Annotated in this window: 21 protein-coding genes; 13 read left to right on the top strand and 8 right to left on the bottom strand. The window is 71.0% G+C overall.

Annotation, left to right across the window (positions count from 1 at the left end):
* Nucleotides 1-123 precede the first annotated feature (123 nt).
* A complete protein-coding gene (locus tag ACWC9R_RS30135) occupies nt 124-339 on the top strand; it encodes a hypothetical protein (RefSeq protein ID WP_366420647.1) in 216 nt (71 codons plus the stop codon).
* A 60-nt stretch (nt 340-399) separates the two neighbouring features.
* On the opposite strand, the gene ACWC9R_RS30140 is transcribed toward ACWC9R_RS30135, so the two are convergent.
* The gene (locus tag ACWC9R_RS30140) at nt 400-996 is read right to left on the bottom strand and encodes a DUF3043 domain-containing protein (RefSeq protein ID WP_362611637.1); all 597 of its coding nucleotides are present in this window, start codon (nt 994-996) and stop codon (nt 400-402) included.
* 316 nt (nt 997-1,312) lie between these two features.
* Between ACWC9R_RS30140 and ACWC9R_RS30145 the strand changes: the two genes are divergently transcribed.
* From ACWC9R_RS30145 to ACWC9R_RS30170, 6 genes are all read left to right on the top strand, one after another.
* Nucleotides 1,313-2,113: a PspA/IM30 family protein gene (locus ACWC9R_RS30145; protein ID WP_450736222.1), complete on the top strand. Its 801-nt coding sequence runs from the start codon at nt 1,313-1,315 to the stop codon at nt 2,111-2,113.
* Nucleotides 2,114-2,169: 56 nt separating this feature from the next.
* Nucleotides 2,170-2,448, top strand: a complete 279-nt coding sequence (gene pspAA, locus ACWC9R_RS30150; RefSeq protein WP_362611639.1) for a PspA-associated protein PspAA — start codon at nt 2,170-2,172, stop codon at nt 2,446-2,448.
* An 83-nt stretch (nt 2,449-2,531) separates the two neighbouring features.
* Complete coding sequence (locus ACWC9R_RS30155; RefSeq protein ID WP_450736224.1) at nt 2,532-3,833, top strand: sensor histidine kinase; 1,302 nt, start codon at nt 2,532-2,534, stop codon at nt 3,831-3,833.
* Nucleotides 3,830-4,516, top strand: a complete 687-nt coding sequence (locus ACWC9R_RS30160) for a response regulator (protein WP_450736226.1) — start codon at nt 3,830-3,832, stop codon at nt 4,514-4,516. Before ACWC9R_RS30155 ends, ACWC9R_RS30160 begins: the two co-directional genes overlap by 4 nt.
* A 151-nt stretch (nt 4,517-4,667) precedes the next feature.
* Entirely contained in the window at nt 4,668-7,931 is a 3,264-nt protein-coding gene (locus ACWC9R_RS30165; protein WP_450736228.1) for an efflux RND transporter permease subunit, read from the top strand.
* Nucleotides 7,932-8,193: 262 nt separating this feature from the next.
* Complete coding sequence (locus ACWC9R_RS30170; RefSeq protein WP_450736230.1) at nt 8,194-9,279, top strand: methyltransferase domain-containing protein; 1,086 nt, start codon at nt 8,194-8,196, stop codon at nt 9,277-9,279.
* 43 nt (nt 9,280-9,322) lie between these two features.
* Here the strand turns inward: ACWC9R_RS30170 and ACWC9R_RS30175 are convergent, their stop codons facing one another.
* Nucleotides 9,323-9,526, bottom strand: a complete 204-nt coding sequence (locus ACWC9R_RS30175) for a DUF397 domain-containing protein (protein WP_450736231.1) — start codon at nt 9,524-9,526, stop codon at nt 9,323-9,325.
* Nucleotides 9,505-10,350, bottom strand: a complete 846-nt coding sequence (locus ACWC9R_RS30180) for a helix-turn-helix domain-containing protein (RefSeq protein ID WP_450736232.1) — start codon at nt 10,348-10,350, stop codon at nt 9,505-9,507. The genes ACWC9R_RS30175 and ACWC9R_RS30180 overlap by 22 nt, the downstream gene beginning before the upstream one ends.
* 128 nt (nt 10,351-10,478) lie before the next feature.
* Between ACWC9R_RS30180 and ACWC9R_RS30185 the strand changes: the two genes are divergently transcribed.
* The gene (locus ACWC9R_RS30185) at nt 10,479-10,838 is read left to right on the top strand and encodes a hypothetical protein (protein WP_450736234.1); all 360 of its coding nucleotides are present in this window, start codon (nt 10,479-10,481) and stop codon (nt 10,836-10,838) included.
* Between the two features lie 82 nt (nt 10,839-10,920).
* On the opposite strand, the gene ACWC9R_RS30190 is transcribed toward ACWC9R_RS30185, so the two are convergent.
* A complete protein-coding gene (locus ACWC9R_RS30190) occupies nt 10,921-11,802 on the bottom strand; it encodes an N-acetyltransferase family protein (RefSeq protein WP_450736236.1) in 882 nt (293 codons plus the stop codon).
* 290 nt (nt 11,803-12,092) lie between these two features.
* Here ACWC9R_RS30190 and ACWC9R_RS30195 point away from each other — a divergent pair, with 290 nt between their 5' ends.
* Complete coding sequence (locus ACWC9R_RS30195) at nt 12,093-12,551, top strand: DUF4430 domain-containing protein (protein ID WP_450736238.1); 459 nt, start codon at nt 12,093-12,095, stop codon at nt 12,549-12,551.
* Between the two features lie 272 nt (nt 12,552-12,823).
* Here the strand turns inward: ACWC9R_RS30195 and nadA are convergent, their stop codons facing one another.
* Nucleotides 12,824-14,011, bottom strand: coding sequence for a quinolinate synthase NadA (gene nadA, locus ACWC9R_RS30200; RefSeq protein ID WP_450736240.1), 1,188 nt, complete (start codon nt 14,009-14,011; stop codon nt 12,824-12,826).
* A gap of 315 nt (nt 14,012-14,326) precedes the next feature.
* Between nadA and ACWC9R_RS30205 the strand changes: the two genes are divergently transcribed.
* Complete coding sequence (locus ACWC9R_RS30205) at nt 14,327-14,680, top strand: HesB/IscA family protein (RefSeq protein ID WP_362614785.1); 354 nt, start codon at nt 14,327-14,329, stop codon at nt 14,678-14,680.
* Nucleotides 14,681-14,802: 122 nt separating this feature from the next.
* Here the strand turns inward: ACWC9R_RS30205 and ACWC9R_RS30210 are convergent, their stop codons facing one another.
* A complete protein-coding gene (locus ACWC9R_RS30210) occupies nt 14,803-16,329 on the bottom strand; it encodes a hypothetical protein (RefSeq protein WP_450736242.1) in 1,527 nt (508 codons plus the stop codon).
* A gap of 126 nt (nt 16,330-16,455) precedes the next feature.
* Complete coding sequence (locus ACWC9R_RS30215) at nt 16,456-16,683, bottom strand: hypothetical protein (protein ID WP_450736244.1); 228 nt, start codon at nt 16,681-16,683, stop codon at nt 16,456-16,458.
* A gap of 159 nt (nt 16,684-16,842) precedes the next feature.
* On the opposite strand from ACWC9R_RS30215, the gene ACWC9R_RS30220 reads away from it, so the two are divergent.
* On the top strand, nt 16,843-17,817 hold the full coding sequence (locus ACWC9R_RS30220; RefSeq protein ID WP_450736245.1) for a carbohydrate kinase family protein: 975 nt from the start codon (nt 16,843-16,845) through the stop codon (nt 17,815-17,817).
* A 9-nt stretch (nt 17,818-17,826) separates the two neighbouring features.
* On the opposite strand, the gene ACWC9R_RS30225 is transcribed toward ACWC9R_RS30220, so the two are convergent.
* Complete coding sequence (locus ACWC9R_RS30225; protein WP_450736247.1) at nt 17,827-19,227, bottom strand: aminotransferase class V-fold PLP-dependent enzyme; 1,401 nt, start codon at nt 19,225-19,227, stop codon at nt 17,827-17,829.
* A gap of 372 nt (nt 19,228-19,599) precedes the next feature.
* Here ACWC9R_RS30225 and ctaC point away from each other — a divergent pair, with 372 nt between their 5' ends.
* Both ctaC and ACWC9R_RS30235 read left to right on the top strand, forming a co-directional pair.
* Nucleotides 19,600-20,562, top strand: coding sequence for an aa3-type cytochrome oxidase subunit II (gene ctaC / locus ACWC9R_RS30230; protein ID WP_362614798.1), 963 nt, complete (start codon nt 19,600-19,602; stop codon nt 20,560-20,562).
* Nucleotides 20,559-21,193, top strand: a 635-nt coding sequence (locus ACWC9R_RS30235) for a cytochrome c oxidase subunit I (protein WP_450736248.1), incomplete at its 3' end; no start/stop codon positions are given. The genes ctaC and ACWC9R_RS30235, both read left to right, overlap by 4 nt.

Here is a 21,193-nt window from a genome sequence, read left to right on the forward strand (position 1 = left end):
GCGGGGGCGGACTCGACACGGCCGTTAGGCTGCCGGTCAGCACGGAAACCCGGCCCCGCGGAGCGTGTTCGGACCCGCTCCGCGCGGCGCAGATTCGTACCCGGTGGCATCCAGGAGGCGCAGATGGCGTGGACGTGGCGGTTCGAGAAGGCCGACGGTTCGGAGGCGGCGCCCGCCGTGCAACCGGAGGAGTTCACCACCCAGGGCGACGCGGAGTCGTGGATCGGCGAGGAGTGGAAGGCCCTCCTGGAGGGCGGCGTCGACCAGGTCAGGCTCTTCGAGGACGGCACCGAGATCTACACCGGCCCCATGAGCCTGCACGCGGACGCGGAGGCCTGAGCACGAACGACGCCGGGCCGGACCCCTCAGGGGCCCGGCCCGGCGTCATGCCGTCTACGGCTACGGCTTCTCGCCGCGCTTCACCTGCGGCTTCGGCAGTCGCAGCCGGCGCATCTGGAGCGTCCGCATCACCGCGTAGGCCTTCACGCCCTTGAGGTTCTCGTTCGGGAAGCGCTCCTGGAGCAGCTTGCCCAGCCGGAACCAGATCAGGGCCGAGTCGAGCACGATCAGCACGATGATCACGAGCCACAGCAGCAGCGCGATGCTCTGGATCGACGGCACCCGGATCATGGTCAGCACCAGGATCACCACGGCCATGGGCAGGAAGAACTCGGCGACGGCCCAGCGGGAGTCGACGTAGTCCCGCGCGAACCGGCGCACCGGTCCCTTGTCGCGCACCGGCAGATACCGCTCGTCGCCGCTGGCCATCGCCTCGCGCTGGCGGGCCATGTCGGCGCGGCGCGCCTCACGCTGGGCCTTCGCCGCGTCCTTGCGGTTGGCCGGCGTATGCGCACGGGAGCGGCGCTGCGACTGGGCGTCACTGCGCTTCGGTGTCGGGCGGCCCTTCGGGGCCTGCGGGTCGCGGGGCTGCTGGGGCTGGTCCGCGGTCACCTTGGCGGTCGCGGCCTGCTCATCCTTCGAACGGCTTCGGAACACAACACCCAAGGGTACGTGCTCGCCGCGGGTCAGCCACGGTCCGACGGGGAACGATCCGGCAACGGCGCGTCGCGGGTGCGGCGTTCCGCCGGGACAAAAGCCACGCCCTATCGGGACAGAGCGGGCATCACGCCGATTGTCCGGACTCTCCCTACTCCTTGCGCGGGAGAAGAGCGGCCACCCGATCGTCCTGGAGGAGGAGCGCATCCGGACCTGAACAGTGCGGTAATGGAACCAGGGCCCGTACTGTGGGGTCTGTAGATGTGCTGGAGCCTAAGCCCGAGGTGACTCGGTCAGAAGGGGGCGCGCGAGGCCCATGAGCGATGGTGTCATGAAGCGGATGGGGATGATCTTCCGCGCGAAGGCCAACAAGGCCCTGGACCGGGCCGAAGACCCGCGCGAGACCCTCGACTACTCGTACCAGAAGCAGCTGGAGCTGCTTCAGAAGGTACGCCGCGGCGTCGCCGACGTGGCGACCTCCCGCAAGCGCCTGGAGCTGCAGCTCAACCAGCTCCAGGGCCAGTCCGCCAAGCTGGAGGACCAGGGCCGCAAGGCGCTGGCGCTCGGCCGCGAGGACCTGGCCCGTGAGGCGCTGACCCGGCGCAGCGCGCTGCAGCAGCAGGTCACGGACCTGGAGGCGCAGCACCAGACGCTGCAGGGTGAGGAGGAGAAGCTCACACTCGCGTCGCAGCGGCTGCAGGCCAAGGTCGACGCCTTCCGTACGAAGAAGGAGACGATCAAGGCCACCTACACGGCCGCCCAGGCGCAGACCCGGATCGGCGAGGCCTTCTCCGGTATCTCCGAGGAGATGGGCGACGTCGGCATGGCCATCCAGCGCGCGGAGGACAAGACCGCGCAGCTGCAGGCCCGGGCCGGTGCCATCGACGAGCTGATGGCGTCCGGCGCGCTGGACGACCCGTCCGGTATGGCCAAGGACGACATCACCGCCGAGCTGGACCGGCTCTCCGGTGGCAGCGACGTCGAGCTGGAGCTGCAGCGGATGAAGGCCGAGCTCTCGGGCGGCCCGTCCGGTGGCCAGCAGGCCATCGAGGGCGGCCAGAACGGTGCGGCGCAGTCCTCCCCGCAGCAGGACCGGCCGCGTTTCGACAAGCAGTGACGGACGGCGGCGGTTAGCCTCGCAGAGATCGTCGGACCGGACCAAGGGAGACCGTCGTGATCGTACGGATCATGGGGGAGGGCCAGGTGAAGCTGGACGACGCCCACTTCACCGAGCTCAACAAGCTGGACGATGAGCTGCTCGACGAGATGGAGAGCGGCGACGAAGCGGGCTTCCGGCGCACCCTCGGCGCCCTGCTGGACGCGGTGCGCCGCCTGGGCACACCGCTCCCCGACGACGCCCTGGAACCCTCCGAACTCATCCTGCCGTCCCCGGACGCGACCCTTGACGAGGTCCGGGAGATGCTCAGCGACGACGGCCTCATCCCGGGCTGACGCCGCCGCTCCGGCCCGAACGCCTTACTCCAGCGCACCGCGCCCCGGCCCCGCGAGGGACCGGGGCGCTACCGTTTGCTCTTGTGAGCCTCCTCGACCCCCGCCCGGACGCGCCCCGCGCCGGCCGCTTCCGGTGGTACCGGACGCATCCGCTGGCCTGCGACGCCGTCCTGGCCGGGGCCGCCTTCGCCGGCATCGTGTTCGGTGCCGTCGCCGATCCGCACGGCCCGCACGGCCCGCGCTTCGCCGCCCACGAGCCGTCCGCCACGACCGTGGTGCTGGCCGCGCTGGCCTGCGCCGCCCTGGTCCTGCGCCGCCGGCTGCCCCGCACCGTCCTGGCCGCCACCGGCGCGCTCACCGTCATCGAACTGATCTGCCGCGGCAGCGATCCCCGCGCCCCGGTGGCGGGCGCCGCCGTGATCGCCCTCTTCACCCTGGCCTCGCGCACCGACCGGCCCACCACCTGGCGGGTCGGCGCGCTGACCGTCGTGGGCCTGACCGCCGCCGCGATGCTCTACGGGCCCCGCCCCTGGTACGCCCAGGAGAACATCGGCATCTTCGCCTGGACGGGCATGGCCGCGGCGGCCGGTGACGCGGTCCGCAGCCGCCGTGCCTTCGTGACCGCCATCCGGGAGCGCGCCGAACGGGCCGAGCGCACCCGCGAGGAGGAGGCCCGGCGCCGGGTCGCCGAGGAGCGCATGCGGATCGCCCGTGAGCTGCACGATGTCGTCGCCCACCACATCGCGCTGGTCAACGTCCAGGCCGGGGTCGCCTCGCACGTCATGGACAGCCGCCCCGACCAGGCCAAGCAGGCGCTGGCCCATGTCCGGGAGGCCTCCCGCTCGGCGCTGGACGAACTCCGCGCCACCGTCGGCCTGTTGCGGCAGTCCGACGACCCCAAGGCGCCGACCGAGCCCGCGCCCGGCCTCGGCGTGCTCGACCAGCTCGTCGACGGGTTCGTCCGGGCCGGCATCCCGGTCGACCTGGAGATCCCGCAGCCGACCCGGCCGCTGCCCGCCTCCGTCGACCTCACCGCCTACCGTGTGGTCCAGGAAGCGCTGACCAACATCCACAAGCACGCCGGCGAGGGCGCCCGCGCCACGGTGCGGATCAGCCACTCCGACACCACGCTGACCGTGACCGTCCTGGACGACGGCGCGGGCCGGGCCGGTGTCCCGCGGCAGAAGGGCGGCGACCGGCCGCCCGTGGAGGCGGTCGGGTCCGGCGAGCCGGAGGACAGCGGCGGCGGCCACGGCCTGGTCGGGATGCGCGAGCGGGTCTTCGCGCTGCGCGGCACGGTCGTGACCGGCCCGCGCGCGGCCGGCGGCTTCCAGGTGCGGGTGACCCTTCCACTGCAGACCGTCCGTACGGGGGAGACATTGTGACGATCAAGGTGCTGCTCGTCGACGACCAGGCGCTGCTGCGCAGTGCCTTCCGGGTGCTGGTCGACTCCGAGCCCGACATGCGGGTGGTGGGGGAGGCCTCCGACGGGGCCCAGGCGTACGAGCTGACCCGGGCGGAGCGGCCCGACGTCGTGCTGATGGACATCCGGATGCCCGGTGTGGACGGCCTGGCCGGCACCCGCATGATCAGCGAGGACCCGGAGCTCACCGGCGTCCGGGTGGTCATCCTGACCACCTTCGAGGTCGACGACTACGTGGTGGAGTCGCTGCGGAACGGCGCCAGCGGCTTCCTCGGCAAGGGCGCGGAGCCGGACGAGATGCTGAACGCGATCCGGATCGCGGCGGCCGGTGAGGCGCTGCTCTCGCCCGTCGCCACCAAGGGCCTGATCGCCAAGTTCCTCGCGCAGGGCGGCAGTTCCGCCGACGGCGGACCCGGCGGCGGGGGCGGCGAGCGGCTGGCGACGCTGACCGGCCGGGAGCGCGAGGTGCTGACCCTGGTGGCCGGCGGGCTGTCCAACGACGAGATCGCCGAGCAGCTCGCGGTCAGCCCGCTCACCGTCAAGACGCATGTGAACCGCGCGATGGCCAAACTGGGCGCCCGCGACCGGTCCCAGCTCGTCGTCATCGCCTACGAGTCCGGACTCGTACGCCCACGGGTGCAGTGAGGGCGGAGCGGCCCCTACTCCGAACGCGGTACGACTTCCGGCCGGAAACCGACTTGCGAGCGAGGAAAACAGGCCAGGGCATGGCGGAAGGTGTAGGTGGGCCCGGGAAAGGCCCCGCCGACCGTTTCAGAACAGAAGAGAGACCCCATCCATGTCCTGGCTGTCCCGACTCAGCCTCGTACAACGGGGCCTGATAGCGCTGATGTCGATCGTGGCGATCGCCTTCGGTGCCATCGCGATCCCCCAGCTGAAGCAGCAGCTCCTGCCCTCCATCGAACTCCCGATGGTGTCCGTCCTGGCGCCGTACCAGGGCGCCTCGCCGGACGTCGTCGAGAAGCAGGTCATCGAACCGCTTGAGGACGGCGTCCAGGGCGTCGACGGCATCAAGTCCGTCACCTCGACGTCGAGCGAGGGCTCGGGCGTCATCATGGCCCAGTTCGACTACGGCAACGACTCCAAGCGCCTGGTCGCCGACGTCCAGCAGGCCGTCAACCGCGCCCGCGCGAAGCTGCCCAAGGACGTCGACCCGCAGGTGGTGTCCGGCTCGACCGACGACATCCCCACCGTGGTCCTCGCTGTCTCCTCCGAGTCCAAGGACCAGCAGACGCTGGCCGACCAGCTCAACCGCAGCGTCGTGCCGGACCTGAAGAACATCGACGGCGTCAGCCAGGTCACCGTGGACGGCGTCCAGGACCGGATCGTCGCGGTCACCCCCGACGACAGGAAGCTCGCCGCCGTCGGGCTGACCACCCAGTCGCTGGGCCAGGCGCTGCAGAACGGCGGGACGTCGGTGCCCGCCGGCTCGTTCTCCGAGGACGGCAGGAGCAAGACCGTCCAGGTCGGCGCAGGCTTCACCTCCGTCGAGCAGATCAAGGACCTCAGGATCGCCCCGTCGGCGGGCGGCGGTGCGGGCGCGGGTGCGTCCGCGGGCGGCGACGCCTCCTCGGGCGCCGGCGCGTCCGGCGGCGGTGCTCCCTCCGCGGGTGCTCCCTCCGGCGGTCCGTCCGCGGGCGGGAGCGCGGGCGGCGCGGTCCGCCTGGGCGATGTCGCCACCGTCAAGGAGAAGCAGGCCACTCCGACGTCCCTGACCCGCACCAACGGCAAGCCCAGCCTCGCCCTGAACGTGACGATGGACAAGGACGGCAGCGCCGTCGCCATCTCCGACGCCGTCAAGGACAAGCTCTCCAAGATCCGTCAGGACCTGGGCAAGGGCACCCACGTCACGGTCGCCTCCGACCAGGGCCCGCAGGTCTCCAAGTCGATCGACTCGCTGACCACCGAGGGCCTGCTCGGCCTCGCCATGGCGGTCATCGTCATCCTGGTCTTCCTGCTCAGCCTGCGCTCCACGCTGGTGACCGCGGTCTCCATCCCGCTCTCGGTCGTCATCACCCTGATCGTGCTGTGGACCGGTGACCTCTCCCTCAACATGCTCACCCTCGGCGCGCTGACCATCGCGATCGGCCGCGTCGTCGACGACTCCATCGTCGTCCTGGAGAACATCAAGCGGCACCTGGGCTACGGCGAGGAGCGCCGCGAGGCCATCCTCACCGCCGTCAAGGAGGTCTCCGGAGCGGTCACCTCCTCCACCCTCACCACGGTCGCGGTCTTCCTCCCGATCGGTGTGGTCGGCGGCATGGTCGGCGCCCTGTTCGGCTCCTTCTCGGTGACGGTGACCGTCGCCCTGCTCTCCTCCCTGATCGTCTCGCTGACCGTCGTCCCGGTGCTGTCCTACTGGTTCCTGCGGGCCCCGCAGATCCCCGAGGGCACCACGGTGGACGACCTGCGCCGGGCGGCCGAGGAGAAGGAGGCCAAGAGCCCCCTCCAGCGCTTCTACGTCCCGGTCCTGCGGTTCGCCACCCGGCGCCGGCTCACCAGCCTGGCCATCGCCGTGGTGGTCCTCCTCGGCACCTTCGCCATGGGCCCCCTGCTCAAGACCAACTTCCTCGACCAGGGCGCCCAGGACACCCTCACCCTCAAGCAGGAACTCAAGCCCGGCACCAGCCTGGACGCCGCCGACAAGCAGGCCAAGCGGGTCGAGAAGGTGCTCGCGGCCAACGACGACATCGCCGACTACCAGGTCACCGTCGGCTCGTCCGGCTTCATGGCGGCCTTCGGCGGCGGCACCGGCGCCAACCAGGCCTCCTACCAGCTCAAGCTGAAGGACTCCGGGGACTCCGAGAAGGTCACCGACGCGCTGCGCACCGAGCTCGACAAGCTCGGCGAGTCCATCGGTGACACCAGCTTCGCCACCGGCGGCGGCTTCGGCAGCCAGGACCTGAGCGTGGTCGTCAAGTCCGGTGACGCCGATGTCCTGAAGGCGGCCGGCGAGCAGGTCCGCAAGACCGTCGCCGGGCTCGACGACGTCACCGACGTCCAGAGCGACCTCTCCCAGAGCGTCCCCCGAATCTCCGTGAAGCCCAACGCCAAGGCGGCCGCGGCCGGTTACGACCAGGCCGCGCTCGGCGCGGCGGTGACCCAGGCGGTCCGCGGCACCACCAGCGGCAAGGCGGTCCTGGGCGACACCGAGCGGGACATCGTCGTCCAGTCGGCCCACCCGGCCACCACCGAGGACGAGCTGAAGAACCTGACCGTCCCGACCCCGTCCGGCCCGGCCAAGCTCAGCAGCCTGGCCACCGTGCGGACCATCCCCGGCCCGGTCCAGATGACCCGGATCGACGGCGCCCGCTCGGCGACCATCACCGCCAAGCCGACCGGCGACAACACCGGCGCGGTCAGCACCCAGCTGCAGCAGAAGATCGACGCGCTGAAGCTGCCGGACGGCGCCACCGCGACGATCGGCGGCGTCTCCCAGGACCAGTCCGACGCGTTCTCCTCGCTCGGCCTGGCGATGCTGGCGGCCATCGCCATCGTCTTCATGCTCCTGGTGGCCACCTTCCGCTCGATGGTCCAGCCGATGATCCTGCTCGTCTCGATCCCCTTCGCGGCGACCGGCGCGATCGGCCTGCTGGTCGCCACCGGCACCCCGCTGGGCGTCCCGGCGATGATCGGCATGCTGATGCTGATCGGCATCGTGGTCACCAACGCCATCGTGCTGATCGACCTCATCAACCAGTACCGGGCGCAGGGTTACGGCGTCGTCGAGGCGGTCATCGAGGGCGGCCGCCACCGTCTCCGCCCGATCCTGATGACGGCGCTCGCCACGATCATGGCGCTGCTCCCGATGGCCCTGTCCATCACCGGCGACGGCGGCTTCATATCCCAGCCGCTGGCCGTGGTCGTGATCGGCGGTCTGATCACCTCCACCCTCCTCACCCTCCTCCTCGTCCCGACGCTCTACGCGATGATCGAGCTCCGCAAGGAGCGCCGGGCGGCGAAGAAGGCCGCGAAGCGGTCCGGCGAGACCGGCCCGCAGTCCGGGGAGGCCGACCGCTCCCCGGAGCCGGCGGGCGTCTGACGACGGCCTGACCGGCGGAGCCCGCTGAAGAAACGATGCCCCCGCAAGCCGGTGCTTGCGGGGGCATCGTGCTGGGCATCCGCTCACGGGGCGGCCCGGCCGCCCCGGCACGACCTCACCGACGAAGGGGGACCGCCGTGGGAAAGCACGGTGACGGCAAGGGCGGCGCGGAGGGCGACCGGCAGCAGAGCCCGAAGGAGTCCGACGGCCAGTGGACCAAGCCGGTGACCGACCCGCCGAAGAAGAAGTAGGGGGCGGCGCCATGTCCTCGCCGGACCGGCTGCTGGAAATCCTCCGCAACAAGGGCGCCCTGACGCCGGAGTGGGCCCCGGCCGTCGCCGCGGTCGACCGCGCCCACTTCGTGCCGGACACCTTCGAGGTGGGCGACCGCACCGTCTCCCGCTCCGCGAACGAGGCGGAGTGGCGGCGGATGGTCTACGCCGACCTGCCGCTGATCACCCAGCACAACGACGGCCGGGCCGTGGCGGGCCAGGTCACCTTCCCGACGTGCTCGACGTCCATGCCCTCCCTCATGCTGGCCATGGCCGCCGTCGTCCGGGACGGCGACGCCGTACTGGAGATCGGCACCGGCACCGGCTACCACGCCGCCTGGCTCGCACACCGGCTCGGCGAGGACCGCACGACCAGCATCGAGACCGACAAGACACTCCACGACATCGCCCGCGGCAATCTGCAGCGGGCCGGCCTGCACCCGCATCTGGTCTGCGGCGACGGCCTGGCCGGGGTACCCGAGCGGGCGCCCTTCGACCGCACCCTCGCCACCTGCACGGTCCGCGACATCCCCTACGCCTGGGTGGCACAGACCGCACCGGGCGGCACGATCCTCACCCCGTGGGGCTCCTCGTTCCACTCCTACTCGTTCGCCACCCTCACCGTCCGGAACGGCCGGGCCACCGGCGGCTTCTCCGGCCGCCCCGCCTTCATGTGGGCCCGTCAGCAGCGCCGCTCCTACGGCCGCATCCGTGACTGGTACCACGGCGAGGAGGGCGACCGCGCGACGACCACCCTCGACCCCCGCGTCCTGGAGGAGAACCCGGACGCCCGCTTCGCCGTCGGCCTCCGCGTACGCGACGCCTGGCCCCTGCTGTGCCCCGCCGACGACGGCAGCGACGAAGCCACCTACTGGCTCTTCGACGACGCCCGCGCCTCCTGGGCCACCGCCGAATACGTCCCCGGCCACACCACCTACGAGACCGAACAACACGGCCCCCGCCGCCTCTGGGACGAGGTCGAATCCGCCTACCACGCCTGGACCACAGCGGGCAGCCCCACGAGAGACCGCTACCGCATCACGGTCACTCCCGAGGGGCAGACGGTGTCTTTGTGACGGCCCGTCCCGGTGACGTGCCGGGACGGGCCGAACTGTGCGTCTATCCCTGGTGCTTGAGGGTGGCGACGAACTCGGTCCAGGCTTCTGCCGGGATGAGGAGTGCGGGGCCGTGGGGGTCCTTGCTGTCGCGGACGGGGACGAGGCCGGGGAAGTCGTCGGCGATCTCGACGCAGCTCCCGCCGTTGGGGTTGCTGTAGCTGCTCTTGCGCCAGCGGGCTGCGCTCAGCTCGGGGATGTGTCGCATGGCGTGTGGTCCTCCAATACCTTCCGGATCAGCTCTGCCGACTCCGCCAGTGAGAGCGAGTTCGCGCGCAGCACTTCGTACTTGCGCCGCCACTTCTTCACGGCTTCCGGATCTTCGTAGAGGCGCGCGGTCTCATTGCCCTCTTCGTAGGCCACGGACGACCCGTCGGGAAGCGTCAGCAGATTCAGAGCGCCGCCCATCAGCGGGTGAAGACCCGAACTGAACGGCATCACCTGGACCTTACTGTCTGGAGTATCCACCTGTTCGAGTAGCCGAGCCAGTTGTTTATACGTGCACTCGCCGCTGCCCATCTGCCGCCGGAGCACGGCCTCGTCGAGGATGGCCCACCGGTACGGCGGTGCGTCCGAGAGCAGTCGATCCTGGCGGGACATCCGGGCGTTGACGCGCTGCTCAACCTGTTCCTCGGAGGGGTCGTCGAGGGAACTCACGAAGGCATGCGCATACCCCCTGGTCTGCAACAACCCAGGTACTGCCTGCGGTTCATACACCTCGATCACCTCCGCGCGGGCCTCGAAGTCCATGAAGCGCCGGTACTGGTCCGGGTGCGCCTCCCGCTTCGCCAGCTCGTACAGGCCGTGGAAGTACTTCTCGGTGCCGAAGGCCGCGTCGAGGGTGGCGGGGAGTTCCGGTGGGGGCATCAGCTCCGCGGTCTCGACGCGGGCCAGGGTGCTCTTGCTGAAGTTGACGACGTCCGCGAGCTGCACCAGGGAGAGCTTGGCGCGTTCGCGGTGGCGGCGTTGTTCGGAGCCGAAGTAGTGGCGGGCGGAGAGGTAGGGGGTCAGTTCCTTCGAGGTGAACTTCATGTGCGTCAGCTCTCGGTCGTCCCGGCTCAACAGGGGGACGGAACACCCGCGTTGAGGCCATGTCCCACAGGGTCGCGATGGCGATACACACGGTAGTGAGGACGGTCGACGCGAAGGAAGTGAGTCAGATGTTCGAGGGTTCGCCGCCCCGGCTGCTGCCGTGGACCAGGCCGGACGGCGCTCCGTGCTACCTGAGCACGGACGACCCCGACAGCCACCTCTCCGTCCTGGCCGACACGGTCGAGAGCGAGCTGCTCGCGGCGGCCGAGACCCTGCTGGACGACACCCCGCCCCCGCCCGCCCCGGCGGCCGTGGACCCCCAGGAGCTGTGGCGGCTGGCCACCGGACTCCGCGAGGCGCTGCGGGCGGTGTTACGGATCGCCGTCAGCCGGGGCGACCGGCTGCCGGAGCCGTGCGACCACGCGGAGACCAGACTGTGCGAGGGCCGGACCTGCTGCCGCGCCTGTCGCCGGCAGATCTATCTGTGAGGGGCGAGAGCGGCCGGCTGCCCAGCGGGGCGGGCCGACCCGTGAGACCTCCCAAGCCGCCCGCCCACCTGCCCGTGTCCTCCTACAGCGCCAGCTCGTAGACGAGCACCTCGTGCGTCGCCCGGTAGCCGAGGCTGTCATTGACGCGCCTCATGGGGGCGTTGCTGTCGGCGGTGTCCGTGTTGAGGCCGTCGAGGTCCGGGTGGTCCTGCCGGACCCGTCGGATGGACTCGGCCTTCATCCAGCGGCCGAGACCGTGCCCCCGGTGCTCGGGCAGCACGCCGGTGCCGTAGTGCTGGGCGTCGCCCGTGCCGGTACCGGGGACGACCAGTTCGGTGAACCCGGCGACCGAGTCGTCCGAGGTGTCGAGGGCGACGACGGTGTACAGCAGATCGCCGCGTTCCTCGATGATCCGGGCCGCCGCCCTGACCCGTTCGACGTCCCAGGGCACCGTGCCGTGATCGGCCTGGCCCATGGGCATGTCGTCCATGGCCCGGCGCGAGGCGGCGAAGGTCCGGGCGAGGTGGCCGGGCACCACGCCCTGCCAGGACTCCAGCCGGTAGCCGGGACGGGGCTTCTCGACCGTCTCGCCGAGGGCAGTGGGGTCCGACTCGGCCAGCGCCAGCCGGGCACAGATCAGCGTGAGGACCTTCCGGAAGCCCTGGGCGGTCAGGAACGCCTCCCCAGGGGAACCCGCCCCGACCTGGGCGGCGAGGCAGCGCCTGCCGTCCTTCCGGGCCGCGGCGACCGCCGCGTCGAGCAGCCGCAGACCGACGCCCTTGCGCCGCTCGGCGGGGTGGACGCGGAGGTCGAGTTCGGCCCGGTGCGCCTGTCCCGCGTGGGTGAGCAGCCGCAGGAAGGCCGAGCCGACGGGTACCGCGTCGGCGTCGGCCGCCAGCCAGGCCAGGCGCCGGCTGGACAGCGCGGGGCTGGGGTCGGTCAGTGGGGTGAGGTGAAGCGACAAGGTGTCTCCGTCGTGAGGAGGTGGCAGAGGTGAGTACGCGAGACCAACTGCTGAGCACTGCTGCGCATGTGCTGCACACCTCCTTGGCGACGGACGCCGTCCTTGACGACGGATGCCGTCCCGGGAACGCCGGACGGCCGGGGGAACGTACCGGCACCGCCGAGCCTGCGGCAAGCGGTTATCCGGGGCGCACGCCCGCGCCGTACGCATTCGGCGGTGCACCTCTCGCCGATCACCGGGAGTGCTGGTTTCGTGGCGTGTGCTGCCGGACCGACGAAAGGTGAGCGAGCGTGCCGTCCGTTCTGGCCCGCGGGGCCGCCCCCGCTACCGCTGCCGGGCTCGCCCTGGCCCTGGCTCTCGCGGCCGCGCCGCCCGCCACCGCGGCCACGGGCGACGTCCGGGTACGCGTCGGCGTCACCGGCGGCCCCTACACCGCCAGCGTGGGACTCGTCATCACGGGCCCGCGCACCGTCTTCGGCGGCTTCTACTGCGCCGCCGACGGCCTCTCCGCGACACCGCTCACCGCCCTGGTGGACGCCAACGCGCAGTACGGCCTCGGCGGCGTACAGGCGCGCTGGGACGCCGCCACCCAGGACTTCGTCGTCACGTCGATCCATGGCGATGCCGCGGACGACAAGAAGAAGTGGAACGCCTACGTCAACGAGAAGAAGATCACGGCCGGCCCCTGCCACACCGCGATCAAGGGCGGCGACAAAATCCGCTGGACCCTAGAGGCCGCAACGACCTGACCAGCACCCCACAGCAAGCCCACGACGCCCGCCCCCACCCACCCGCACTCACTCCCCCAACGGGAGGGGACGGGCCGGAGGGGCCGGTGTGTGGGGCGTAAAGCGAAGCAGTCCCACACACCGGCCCCGGAGGCCCGTCACCGCACCCACAACCCACCTGCCCGCCGCAGGCGCCACGGCGAGGAACAGGCAAGCATCACCCGCGCCCACGCCCCGCGCAGCGGACCCGAAACGGCGCGAGGCCCCACGGCGGAAAAGCCGAAAACGTACGACTACGGCAACGCCAGCATCCGCTCAAGCGCCAGCTTCGCGAAGCTCTCCGTCTCCGCGTCGACCTCGATCCGGTTGATCACCTTGCCCGAGGCCAGCGACTCCAGCGCCCACACCAGGTGCGGCAGGTCGATCCGGTTCATCGTCGAGCAGAAGCAGACCGTCTTGTCGAGGAAGACGATCTCCTTGTCCTCGTCGGCGAAACGGTTGGCCAGCCGGCGGACCAGGTTCAGCTCGGTGCCGATGGCCCACTTCGAGCCGCGCGGGGCGGCCTCCAGGGCCTTGATGATGTACTCCGTCGACCCGACGTAGTCCGCCGCCGCCACGACCTCGTGCTTGCACTCGGGGTGGACCAGCACGTTCACGTCGGGGATGCGCGCGCGCACGTCGTTCACCGAGTCGAGCGAGAACCGGCCGTGCACCGAGCAGTGGCCGCGCCACAGGATCATCTTGGCGGCCCGCAGCTCCTCGGCGGTCAGCCCGCCGTTCGGCTTGTGCGGGTTGTAGAGCACGCAGTCGTCCAGGGACATGCCCAGGTCACGGACGGCGGTGTTGCGGCCCAGGTGCTGGTCCGGCAGGAAGAGGACCTTCTCGCCCTGCTCGAAGGCCCAGTCCAGGGCCCGCTTGGCGTTGGAGGAGGTGCAGATCGTGCCGCCGTGCTTGCCGGTGAAGGCCTTGATGTCGGCGGAGGAGTTCATGTACGAGACCGGTACGACCTGTTCGGCGACACCGGCCTCGGTGAGCACGTCCCAGCACTCGGCGACCTGCTCGGCGGTGGCCATGTCGGCCATCGAGCAGCCGGCGGCCAGGTCGGGGAGGATGACCTGCTGGTCGTCGCCGGTGAGGATGTCGGCGGACTCCGCCATGAAGTGCACACCGCAGAAGACGATGTACTCGGCGTCCGGCCGGGCGGCGGCGTCCCGCGCGAGCTTGAACGAGTCGCCGGTCACATCGGCGAACTCGATGACCTCGTCGCGCTGGTAGTGGTGCCCCAGGACGAAGACCTTGTCCCCGAGCTTCGCCTTGGCCGCGCGGGCGCGCTCGACGAGGTCGGGGTCCGACGGGGCCGGCAGATCGCCGGGGCACTCCACGCCGCGCTCGCTCTTCGGGTCGGCCTCGCGGCCGAGGAGGAGCAGCGCCAGCGGGGTCGGCTGGACGTCCAGGGGCTGGGCGGTGGTCACAACACGCACCCTCTCTTTTCTGCGGGCGGCTCTTGGTACAGCCTTTTCGTCTATTTGACGCTATCTATCATAGCCGCTTCACGTCACTTTGACGATGGCCATAGTGTCGATGTGACGCATCAGCACCGCCATGTGCGGTCGGCCACCTGTTCCCGGCGGCCGGTGTGCGAGCATGAGGAGAGAACGATTAGGAGAGGCCGCTCCCGGCGGTGTCCGGACGGCTTCTCGACGAATTGCGCCCAGCCGGAATTTATCCGGGACGTCCCCGGTTGCAGCTGGTTGCAACCGATGACAAGCGGTCCGTACAACCCGGGAGAGATCTAGATGAGCGTTCAGGACGAGACCACCGTCAGCGACGGCATCATCCTGTCCGACGCGGCCGCGTCGAAGGTCAAGGGCCTTCTGGAGCAGGAAGGCCGGGACGACCTCGCGCTGCGGGTGGCCGTTCAGCCCGGCGGCTGCTCCGGACTGCGCTACCAGCTCTTCTTCGACGAGCGCTCGCTCGACGGCGACGTGGTCAAGGACTTCGACGGTGTCAAGGTCGTCACCGACCGGATGAGCGCCCCCTACCTGGGCGGCGCCTCCATCGACTTCGTCGACACCATCGAGAAGCAGGGCTTCACGATCGACAACCCGAACGCCACCGGCTCCTGCGCCTGCGGCGACTCCTTCAGCTAAGGAGTACGGGACGTACACAGCCGAAAGCGGCGCCCCCCGGCCGGGGAGCGCCGCTTTCGTCCTGTCCGGCAGGCGCCGGGTCCGTCTCCGCCGGTCCGGCCCGGCGGCTTCCGCGAGACCCGTTACCGCTTCGGCACGGAGTCGCCGCTCGACTCATCGACCACCTTCCGGCCGTCCAGCGGCTTCTCCAGCGTCACGGTCTTGGTGAACTCCTTGGCGATCTTCACGCAGACCTGGCCGGGCTTCTTGTCCTTGCCGACGACCTTGGTCTTCACGGTCGTGTCCGACTCCTCGGCGCTCGCCGTGTAGACGCTGCACACCCCGCCCCAGAAGTGCAGGGTCAGCTTCCTGCCGCCGTCGCCCACGTCGTACGACTCCAGGGACATCGCCCCGGGCTTCCCGGACGGCTTGTGCGGCGACTGCCCCGGGCTCTGCGACCCGCCGCCCTTACGGGCCAGGTACTTCGGGTTCACCGCGGGGTGCGCGATCGTCGAGGTGGCGTCCGGGCCGCTGCCCGCGCCCGGCTGGCGCACCTTGTACAGCCACGACGGCACCAGCGCCTGCCCGCCGTCCACGGTCTGCACGGAGAGCCCGAAGACCGCGCCGGTCACCTCGGCCGGCTTCTGCCCCTTCGTCGGGTCCGGCTCACACGGCGCGATCCCGCCGTCCTTGCCGTCCTTGCCGCTCTTCCCGTCGGGCGGCGAGGGGCAGCCGGCCGGCTTGCGGCCGTCGCCCGAGTTCAGCCGCTCCAGCGTCTTGTCGGCGCTCAGCACCGGGTACTCCGCGCCCTTGACCGGGTTCGCCAGCTGGCCGCTGCCGCCGACCACCTGGCCGTCCGAGCCGACCTGGAGATCGCTCTGCCAGCCGTACGTCGGCAGCCCGCCGAGCACCGGGTTCGCGGTGACGATCCGGACCGCGCCGGACAGCCCGCCCGCGTCCAGCCGGGCGTCCTTCTGGCCGAGCGCCGCCAGCACCGGCCGCACCGCCTTCTTGGCCTTCTCCGGCGACACCGCGCCCTTGCCGCTGCTGTCGTCCTCGGTGGTGACGTCCCCGCCGCCGCGGTACGACGGACAGCCGGGACGGTTCGACGGCGTACCGCCGCCGGCCCCGCTCTGCCCCTTGTCGCCCTTCGGGGAGGCGGGCAGCGCACAGTTCGTCCCGCCCGGGGTGCCGTACTGCGAGTACGTCCACGCGCCCGAGCCGGTCTTGCTCACCTGCAGCACGGGGCCACGGGCGTCCTTCGTCCCGCCGACCTTCCAGCTGGTCCCCTCGGAGTGGACCTTTCCGGACAGATCCAGCGCCTGCGCCAGCCGTTCGACCGACTGCCGGCTGATCTCGCCCTTGGGGCGGTACACCGGCGCGGACTCCGGGCCGCCGGGCAGCTTCTGCACCGCCCGGTACTTCGCGCCCTGCGGATTGGGCTCACCGGCCGCGATCGAGCCGCCGCCGGTGTAACCGTCGAGCGCGAGCGGCGGCGGGTCGCCCGCGGCGCCCGCGCCGGAGCTCTCGTCGCTGGACGCGGACGAGGCCCAGTACGCCGCGCCGCCCCCGGCCAGCAGCACCGCGGCAGCCATCGAGGCGACCACCAACGGGGTGCGCCGCCTGCGCTCCTTGGGGTTCGGGGTGTCGGTGCTGTCCTCGGTGTTCACCGCATCGCTCCTTCGGCTCCGCTGAACATCTGACGTGCCATCCTCCATGAGGTGGACGTCGATGGGACGGAGCGGGGGCGTACACGGTTCCCCCGGGGTGCGCGGCGGCCGCCGCCGGGTGGGGTGTCAGTCGCCGTACTCGGACATTCCGTCCACGAGTGCGGCGGCGGAGGAGGGGACCTGGACCCCGTGCAGATCGGCGGCCCGCCCCGGCGCGGGCGCGGCCGCCCGGCCGGCGGTCCAGCGGCCCGCCATCCGTGCGCAGTCGCCGCGCAGCTCGTCGAGCGACTCCGGGTCCTGGCGGACGGGGGAGGCGTCGTGGTGCGGTGTGACGGCTTTCACAGGTTTGGTCATAGGGGCACCGTACGCAGCCGAGTATCGAGGAGAAAGACCTACTATCGGGTAGTTTCTGTGGTTTCAAGTGTCCGGGATGGCCGGGTGGTACGCGACCTCGCGGGGTAGCGTTTCTCTACGTCCGCCCGTCCCTCCGCCTTCCGCAGGAGCAGACCCGTCGTGCGTATCGCAGTCACCGGCTCCATCGCCACCGACCACCTGATGACCTTCCCCGGCCGCTTCGCCGATCAGCTGGTCGCCGACCAGCTGCATACGATCTCCCTCTCGTTCCTGGTCGACCAGCTCGAGGTCCGCCGCGGCGGCGTCGCCGCCAACATCTCCTTCGGCATGGGCCAGCTCGGCACCGCGCCGATCCTGGTCGGTGCCGCCGGCAACGACTTCGAGGAGTACCGCGCCTGGCTCGACCGCCACGGCGTCGACACCCGCTCCGTCCGCATCTCCGAGGTGCTGCACACCGCCCGCTTCGTGTGCACCACCGACGCCGACCACAACCAGCTCGGGTCGTTCTACACCGGCGCGATGAGCGAGGCCCGGCTGATCGAGCTGCAGCACGTGGCCGAGCGGGTCGGCGGCCTCGACCTCGTCCTGATCGGTGCGGACGACCCCGAGGCGATGGTCCGGCACACCGAGGAGTGCCGCAGCCGCGGAATCCCGTTCGCCGCCGACTTCTCCCAGCAGATCGCGCGGATGGACGGCGAGTCCATCCGCACCCTCATGACGGACGCGGCCTACCTCTTCTCCAACGAGTACGAGAAGGGCCTGATCGAGTCCAAGACCGGCTGGACCGACGAGGAGATCCTCGCCAAGGTCGGCACCCGCGTCACCACCCTCGGCTCCAACGGCGTCCGGATCGAGCGGACCGGCGAGCCGGCCATCGAGGTCGGTGTCCCCGAGGAGAACGCCAAGGCCGACCCCACCGGCGTCGGCGACGCCTTCCGCGCCGGCTTCCTCTCCGGCCTGTCCTGGGGCGTCGGCCTGGAGCGCGCCGCGCAGATCGGCTGCATGCTGGCGACGCTGGTCATCGAGACCGTCGGCACCCAGGAGTACGAGCTGCACCGCAGCCACTTCATGGACCGCTTCACCAAGGCCTACGGTCACGAGGCCGCCACCGAGGTCCAGCAGCACCTGCTCTGAGCCGCCCGGTCAGGCGCGGCGCCGCACGACATACGCGGCGCCGCGCTCGGCCGGCCGCTCACCCACGTACTCCTGGTCGCGCATGCTGCACCAGGCGGGGATGTCCTGCCGGGCCGCCTCGTCGTCGGAGAGCACCGTCACCGTCCCGCCGGCCGGCACCTCCCCGATCGCCTTCGCCAGCTCGATGACCGGGAGCGGGCAGCGCTTGCCGAGCGAGTCGACGACCAGGCCGGGCGGCTCGTCGGCCGGGGCGGGGGTGGCCGCCGGGGCCGCGGCCGGGACACCCAGCCGCTCCCGCACCGAGCGCACCACCTCCGGCAGCACCCCCAGGAAGCGCTCCACGTCCGCCTCGTCCGTGCCGTACGGCAGCGAGACCCGTACGTTCCCCTCGGACAGCACGCCCATCGCGCGCAGCACATGGCTCGGCGTCAGCGTGCTGGACGTACAGGACGAACCGGACGACACGGAGAATCCCGCGCGGTCGAGTTCGTGCAGCAGCGCCTCGCCGTCGACATAGAGGCAGGAGAAGGTGACGAGGTGGGGGAGGCGGCGCACCGGATCGCCGACCACCTCCACATCCGGGACCAGCTCCGGCACCCGGGTCCGGACGCGGTCCACCAGCCGCCGCAGCCGCGCCGCCTCGTCCGTGGTCCCCGGGTCCGCCCGCAGTGCGCGCAGGGACGCCGCGGCGGCCACGATCGCCGGGATGTTCTCGAACCCCGGGCTGCGGCCCGCCTCCCGCTCGTCGTGCGGCCCCTGGGGCGCGAACCGGGTCCCCTTGCGGACCGCGAGCAGCCCCACGCCGGGCGGGCCGCCCCACTTGTGGGCGCTCGCCGTCAGCAGCGACCAGCCGCCGGGCACCGGCCCCCAGGGCAGCGACTGCGCGGCGTCCACCAGAAGGGGCACACCCGCCTCCCGGCAGAGCGCGGCCACCTCCTCGACCGGCTGTTCGGTTCCCACCTCGTGATTGGCGGACTGCAGACAGACCAGCGCGGTGTCCGGGGTCAGCCCCGCCGCGACGTCCGCGGCCCGCACCCGGCCCGTACGGTCCACCGCCAGCTCCGTACGGCTGCCGCCGGCCGCCTCATGGACCTCGGCGGCGTGCAGGACGGCGGAGTGCTCGACGGCGGAGTGCAGCAGCCGGCGGCCGGCCCGCCGCCGGGCCGCCAGCGCGCCCGAGACTCCCGAGTGCACCGCCCGCGTCCCCGAAGGGGTGAAAACCAGCTCGTCCGGGCGGCAGCCCACGGCCTCGGCCGCGGCCTCCCGCGCCGCGTCCAGCAGCAGCCGGCCGCGCCGCCCCTCGCGGTAGAGGCGGGCCGGGTCGGCCCAGCCTTCGTCCAGCGAGGCGAGCAGGGCCTCACGGGCGACGGGATGCAGGGGGGCGGCGGACGCCGCGTCGAAGTAGGGCACGTACGAGACGTTAGTCCCCTCCGTTTCCCGGCGGGAGGTGCTCCGGTCCGCAGCCGGGAGCCCCTCGGGTCCCGTGGCGGGCGGGGCCGGGAGGCGCCGGCCGGGGGAGTGGCGCCGCCCGTGCCGGGCGCGGCGTCAGATGCCTGGTGAAAGCGGGTAATCGGGGCTTCGGAGGGCACCGCCCGGGGGCCCTGGCCACCCCTTAGGGGTGCGACGCGGCGCGTTGGGCACCCTCCCCGCGCGACCCCAAATAGCGTCCAGTAGGGTTTGGTCCGCATAAACATCCAAACCCCTGCCCGCGCCAGGGCCGGCGACCGACCAGCGAGACGGCCGCAGCCGGTCTCGCGGGCGAGACTCTCGGGAAGGCGCTACGTGAGTCCCAACGGCTCCGACCGCTCGTCGCGGCGCCCGATGCGGCGGAAGCTGCCGCAGGTGCTTGCTGCGGGCCTGGTCCTGGCGACCGCGACTGGTTGCACATATAAGGACTTCCCCCGCCTCGGCATGCCAACGCCCGTCACCGACGAGGCGCCGCGGATCCTCTCTCTTTGGCAGGGCTCCTGGGCCGCCGCCCTCGCAACGGGCGTGCTGGTGTGGGGCCTGATCATCTGGAGCGTGATCTTCCACCGCCGCAGCAGGACCAAGGTGGAGGTCCCCGCGCAGACCCGGTACAACATGCCGATCGAGGCGTTGTACACGATCGTGCCGTTCATCATCATCGCGGTGCTGTTCTACTTCACCGCACGTGATGAGAGCGCACTCCTCAAGACTTCGAAGAAGCCGGACCACGTCGTGAACGTGGTCGGCTTCCAGTGGAGCTGGGCGTTCAACTACCTGGAGAACGTGGACGGCGACAAGTCGACCTCGGCCATGAACTCCAGCGCACTCGACGCGATCCCGGACAAGTGGAAGAAGACCGCGCCGGCCGGTGCCGACGGTGTCTACGACACGGGCACCCCGGGCACGCGGAACCCGCAGACCGGCAACCCCGGTCCGACCCTGTGGCTGCCGAAGGGCGAGACGGTTCAGTTCGTGCTGACCTCTCGTGACGTCATCCACTCCTTCTGGGTGGTGCCGTTCCTGATGAAGCAGGACGTCATCCCGGGCCACACCAACGTCTTCGAGGTGACTCCGAACAAGGAGGGCACCTTCATGGGCAAGTGCGCCGAGCTCTGCGGTGTCGACCACTCCCGGATGCTCTTCAACGTCAAGGTCGTCTCCCCCGAGCGGTACCGGGAGCACCTGAAGGACCTGGCGAAGAAGGGCCAGACCGGATACCTGCCGTCGGGCATCGAGCAGACGGATCACGCCAGGAATGCGGAGACCAAGAACCAGTGAGCATCCTCAACGAACCTCAGGGTGCCGCCGCCGATACGGCTCCGGCAGCACCGCCCGTACGCAAGAAGCAACCCGGCATCGCTGTCGTGAAGTGGCTGACGACCACTGACCACAAGACCATCGGCACGATGTACCTGGTCACGTCGTTCGCGTTCTTCTGCGTCGGCGGCCTGATGGCGCTGCTGATGCGCGCCGAGCTGGCCCGTCCCGGCACGCAGATCATGTCGAACGAGCAGTTCAACCAGGCGTTCACGATGCACGGCACGATCATGCTGCTGATGTTCGCGACGCCGCTGTTCGCCGGATTCGCGAACTGGATCATGCCGCTGCAGATCGGCGCGCCCGACGTGGCGTTCCCGCGGCTGAACATGTTCGCCTACTGGCTCTACCTCTTCGGCTCCCTGATCGCGGTGGCCGGCTTCCTCACCCCGCAGGGTGCGGCGGACTTCGGCTGGTTCGCGTACTCGCCGCTCTCGGACGCGGTGCGTTCGCCGGGCGTCGGCGCCGACATGTGGATCATGGGTCTGGCCTTCTCCGGCTTCGGCACGATCCTCGGTTCGGTCAACTTCATCACGACGATCATCTGCATGCGGGCGCCTGGCATGACGATGTTCCGGATGCCGATCTTCAC

It is taken from the genome of Streptomyces sp. NPDC001219, assembly GCF_053597915.1.

Excerpts from the sequence above, each read along its gene's own strand:
- ACWC9R_RS30215 (WP_450736244.1), bottom strand. The coding sequence starts at position 16,683 with ATGACCAAACCTGTGAAAGCCGTCACACCGCACCACGACGCCTCCCCC.
- ACWC9R_RS30185 (WP_450736234.1), top strand. The coding sequence starts at position 10,479 with ATGTTCGAGGGTTCGCCGCCCCGGCTGCTGCCGTGGACCAGGCCGGAC.
- ACWC9R_RS30135 (WP_366420647.1), top strand. The coding sequence starts at position 124 with ATGGCGTGGACGTGGCGGTTCGAGAAGGCCGACGGTTCGGAGGCGGCG.
- ACWC9R_RS30170 (WP_450736230.1), top strand. The coding sequence starts at position 8,194 with ATGTCCTCGCCGGACCGGCTGCTGGAAATCCTCCGCAACAAGGGCGCC.
- ACWC9R_RS30165 (WP_450736228.1), top strand. The coding sequence starts at position 4,668 with ATGTCCTGGCTGTCCCGACTCAGCCTCGTACAACGGGGCCTGATAGCG.
- ACWC9R_RS30180 (WP_450736232.1), bottom strand. The coding sequence starts at position 10,350 with ATGAAGTTCACCTCGAAGGAACTGACCCCCTACCTCTCCGCCCGCCAC.
- ACWC9R_RS30175 (WP_450736231.1), bottom strand. The coding sequence starts at position 9,526 with ATGCGACACATCCCCGAGCTGAGCGCAGCCCGCTGGCGCAAGAGCAGC.
- ACWC9R_RS30145 (WP_450736222.1), top strand. The coding sequence starts at position 1,313 with ATGAGCGATGGTGTCATGAAGCGGATGGGGATGATCTTCCGCGCGAAG.
- ACWC9R_RS30205 (WP_362614785.1), top strand. The coding sequence starts at position 14,327 with ATGAGCGTTCAGGACGAGACCACCGTCAGCGACGGCATCATCCTGTCC.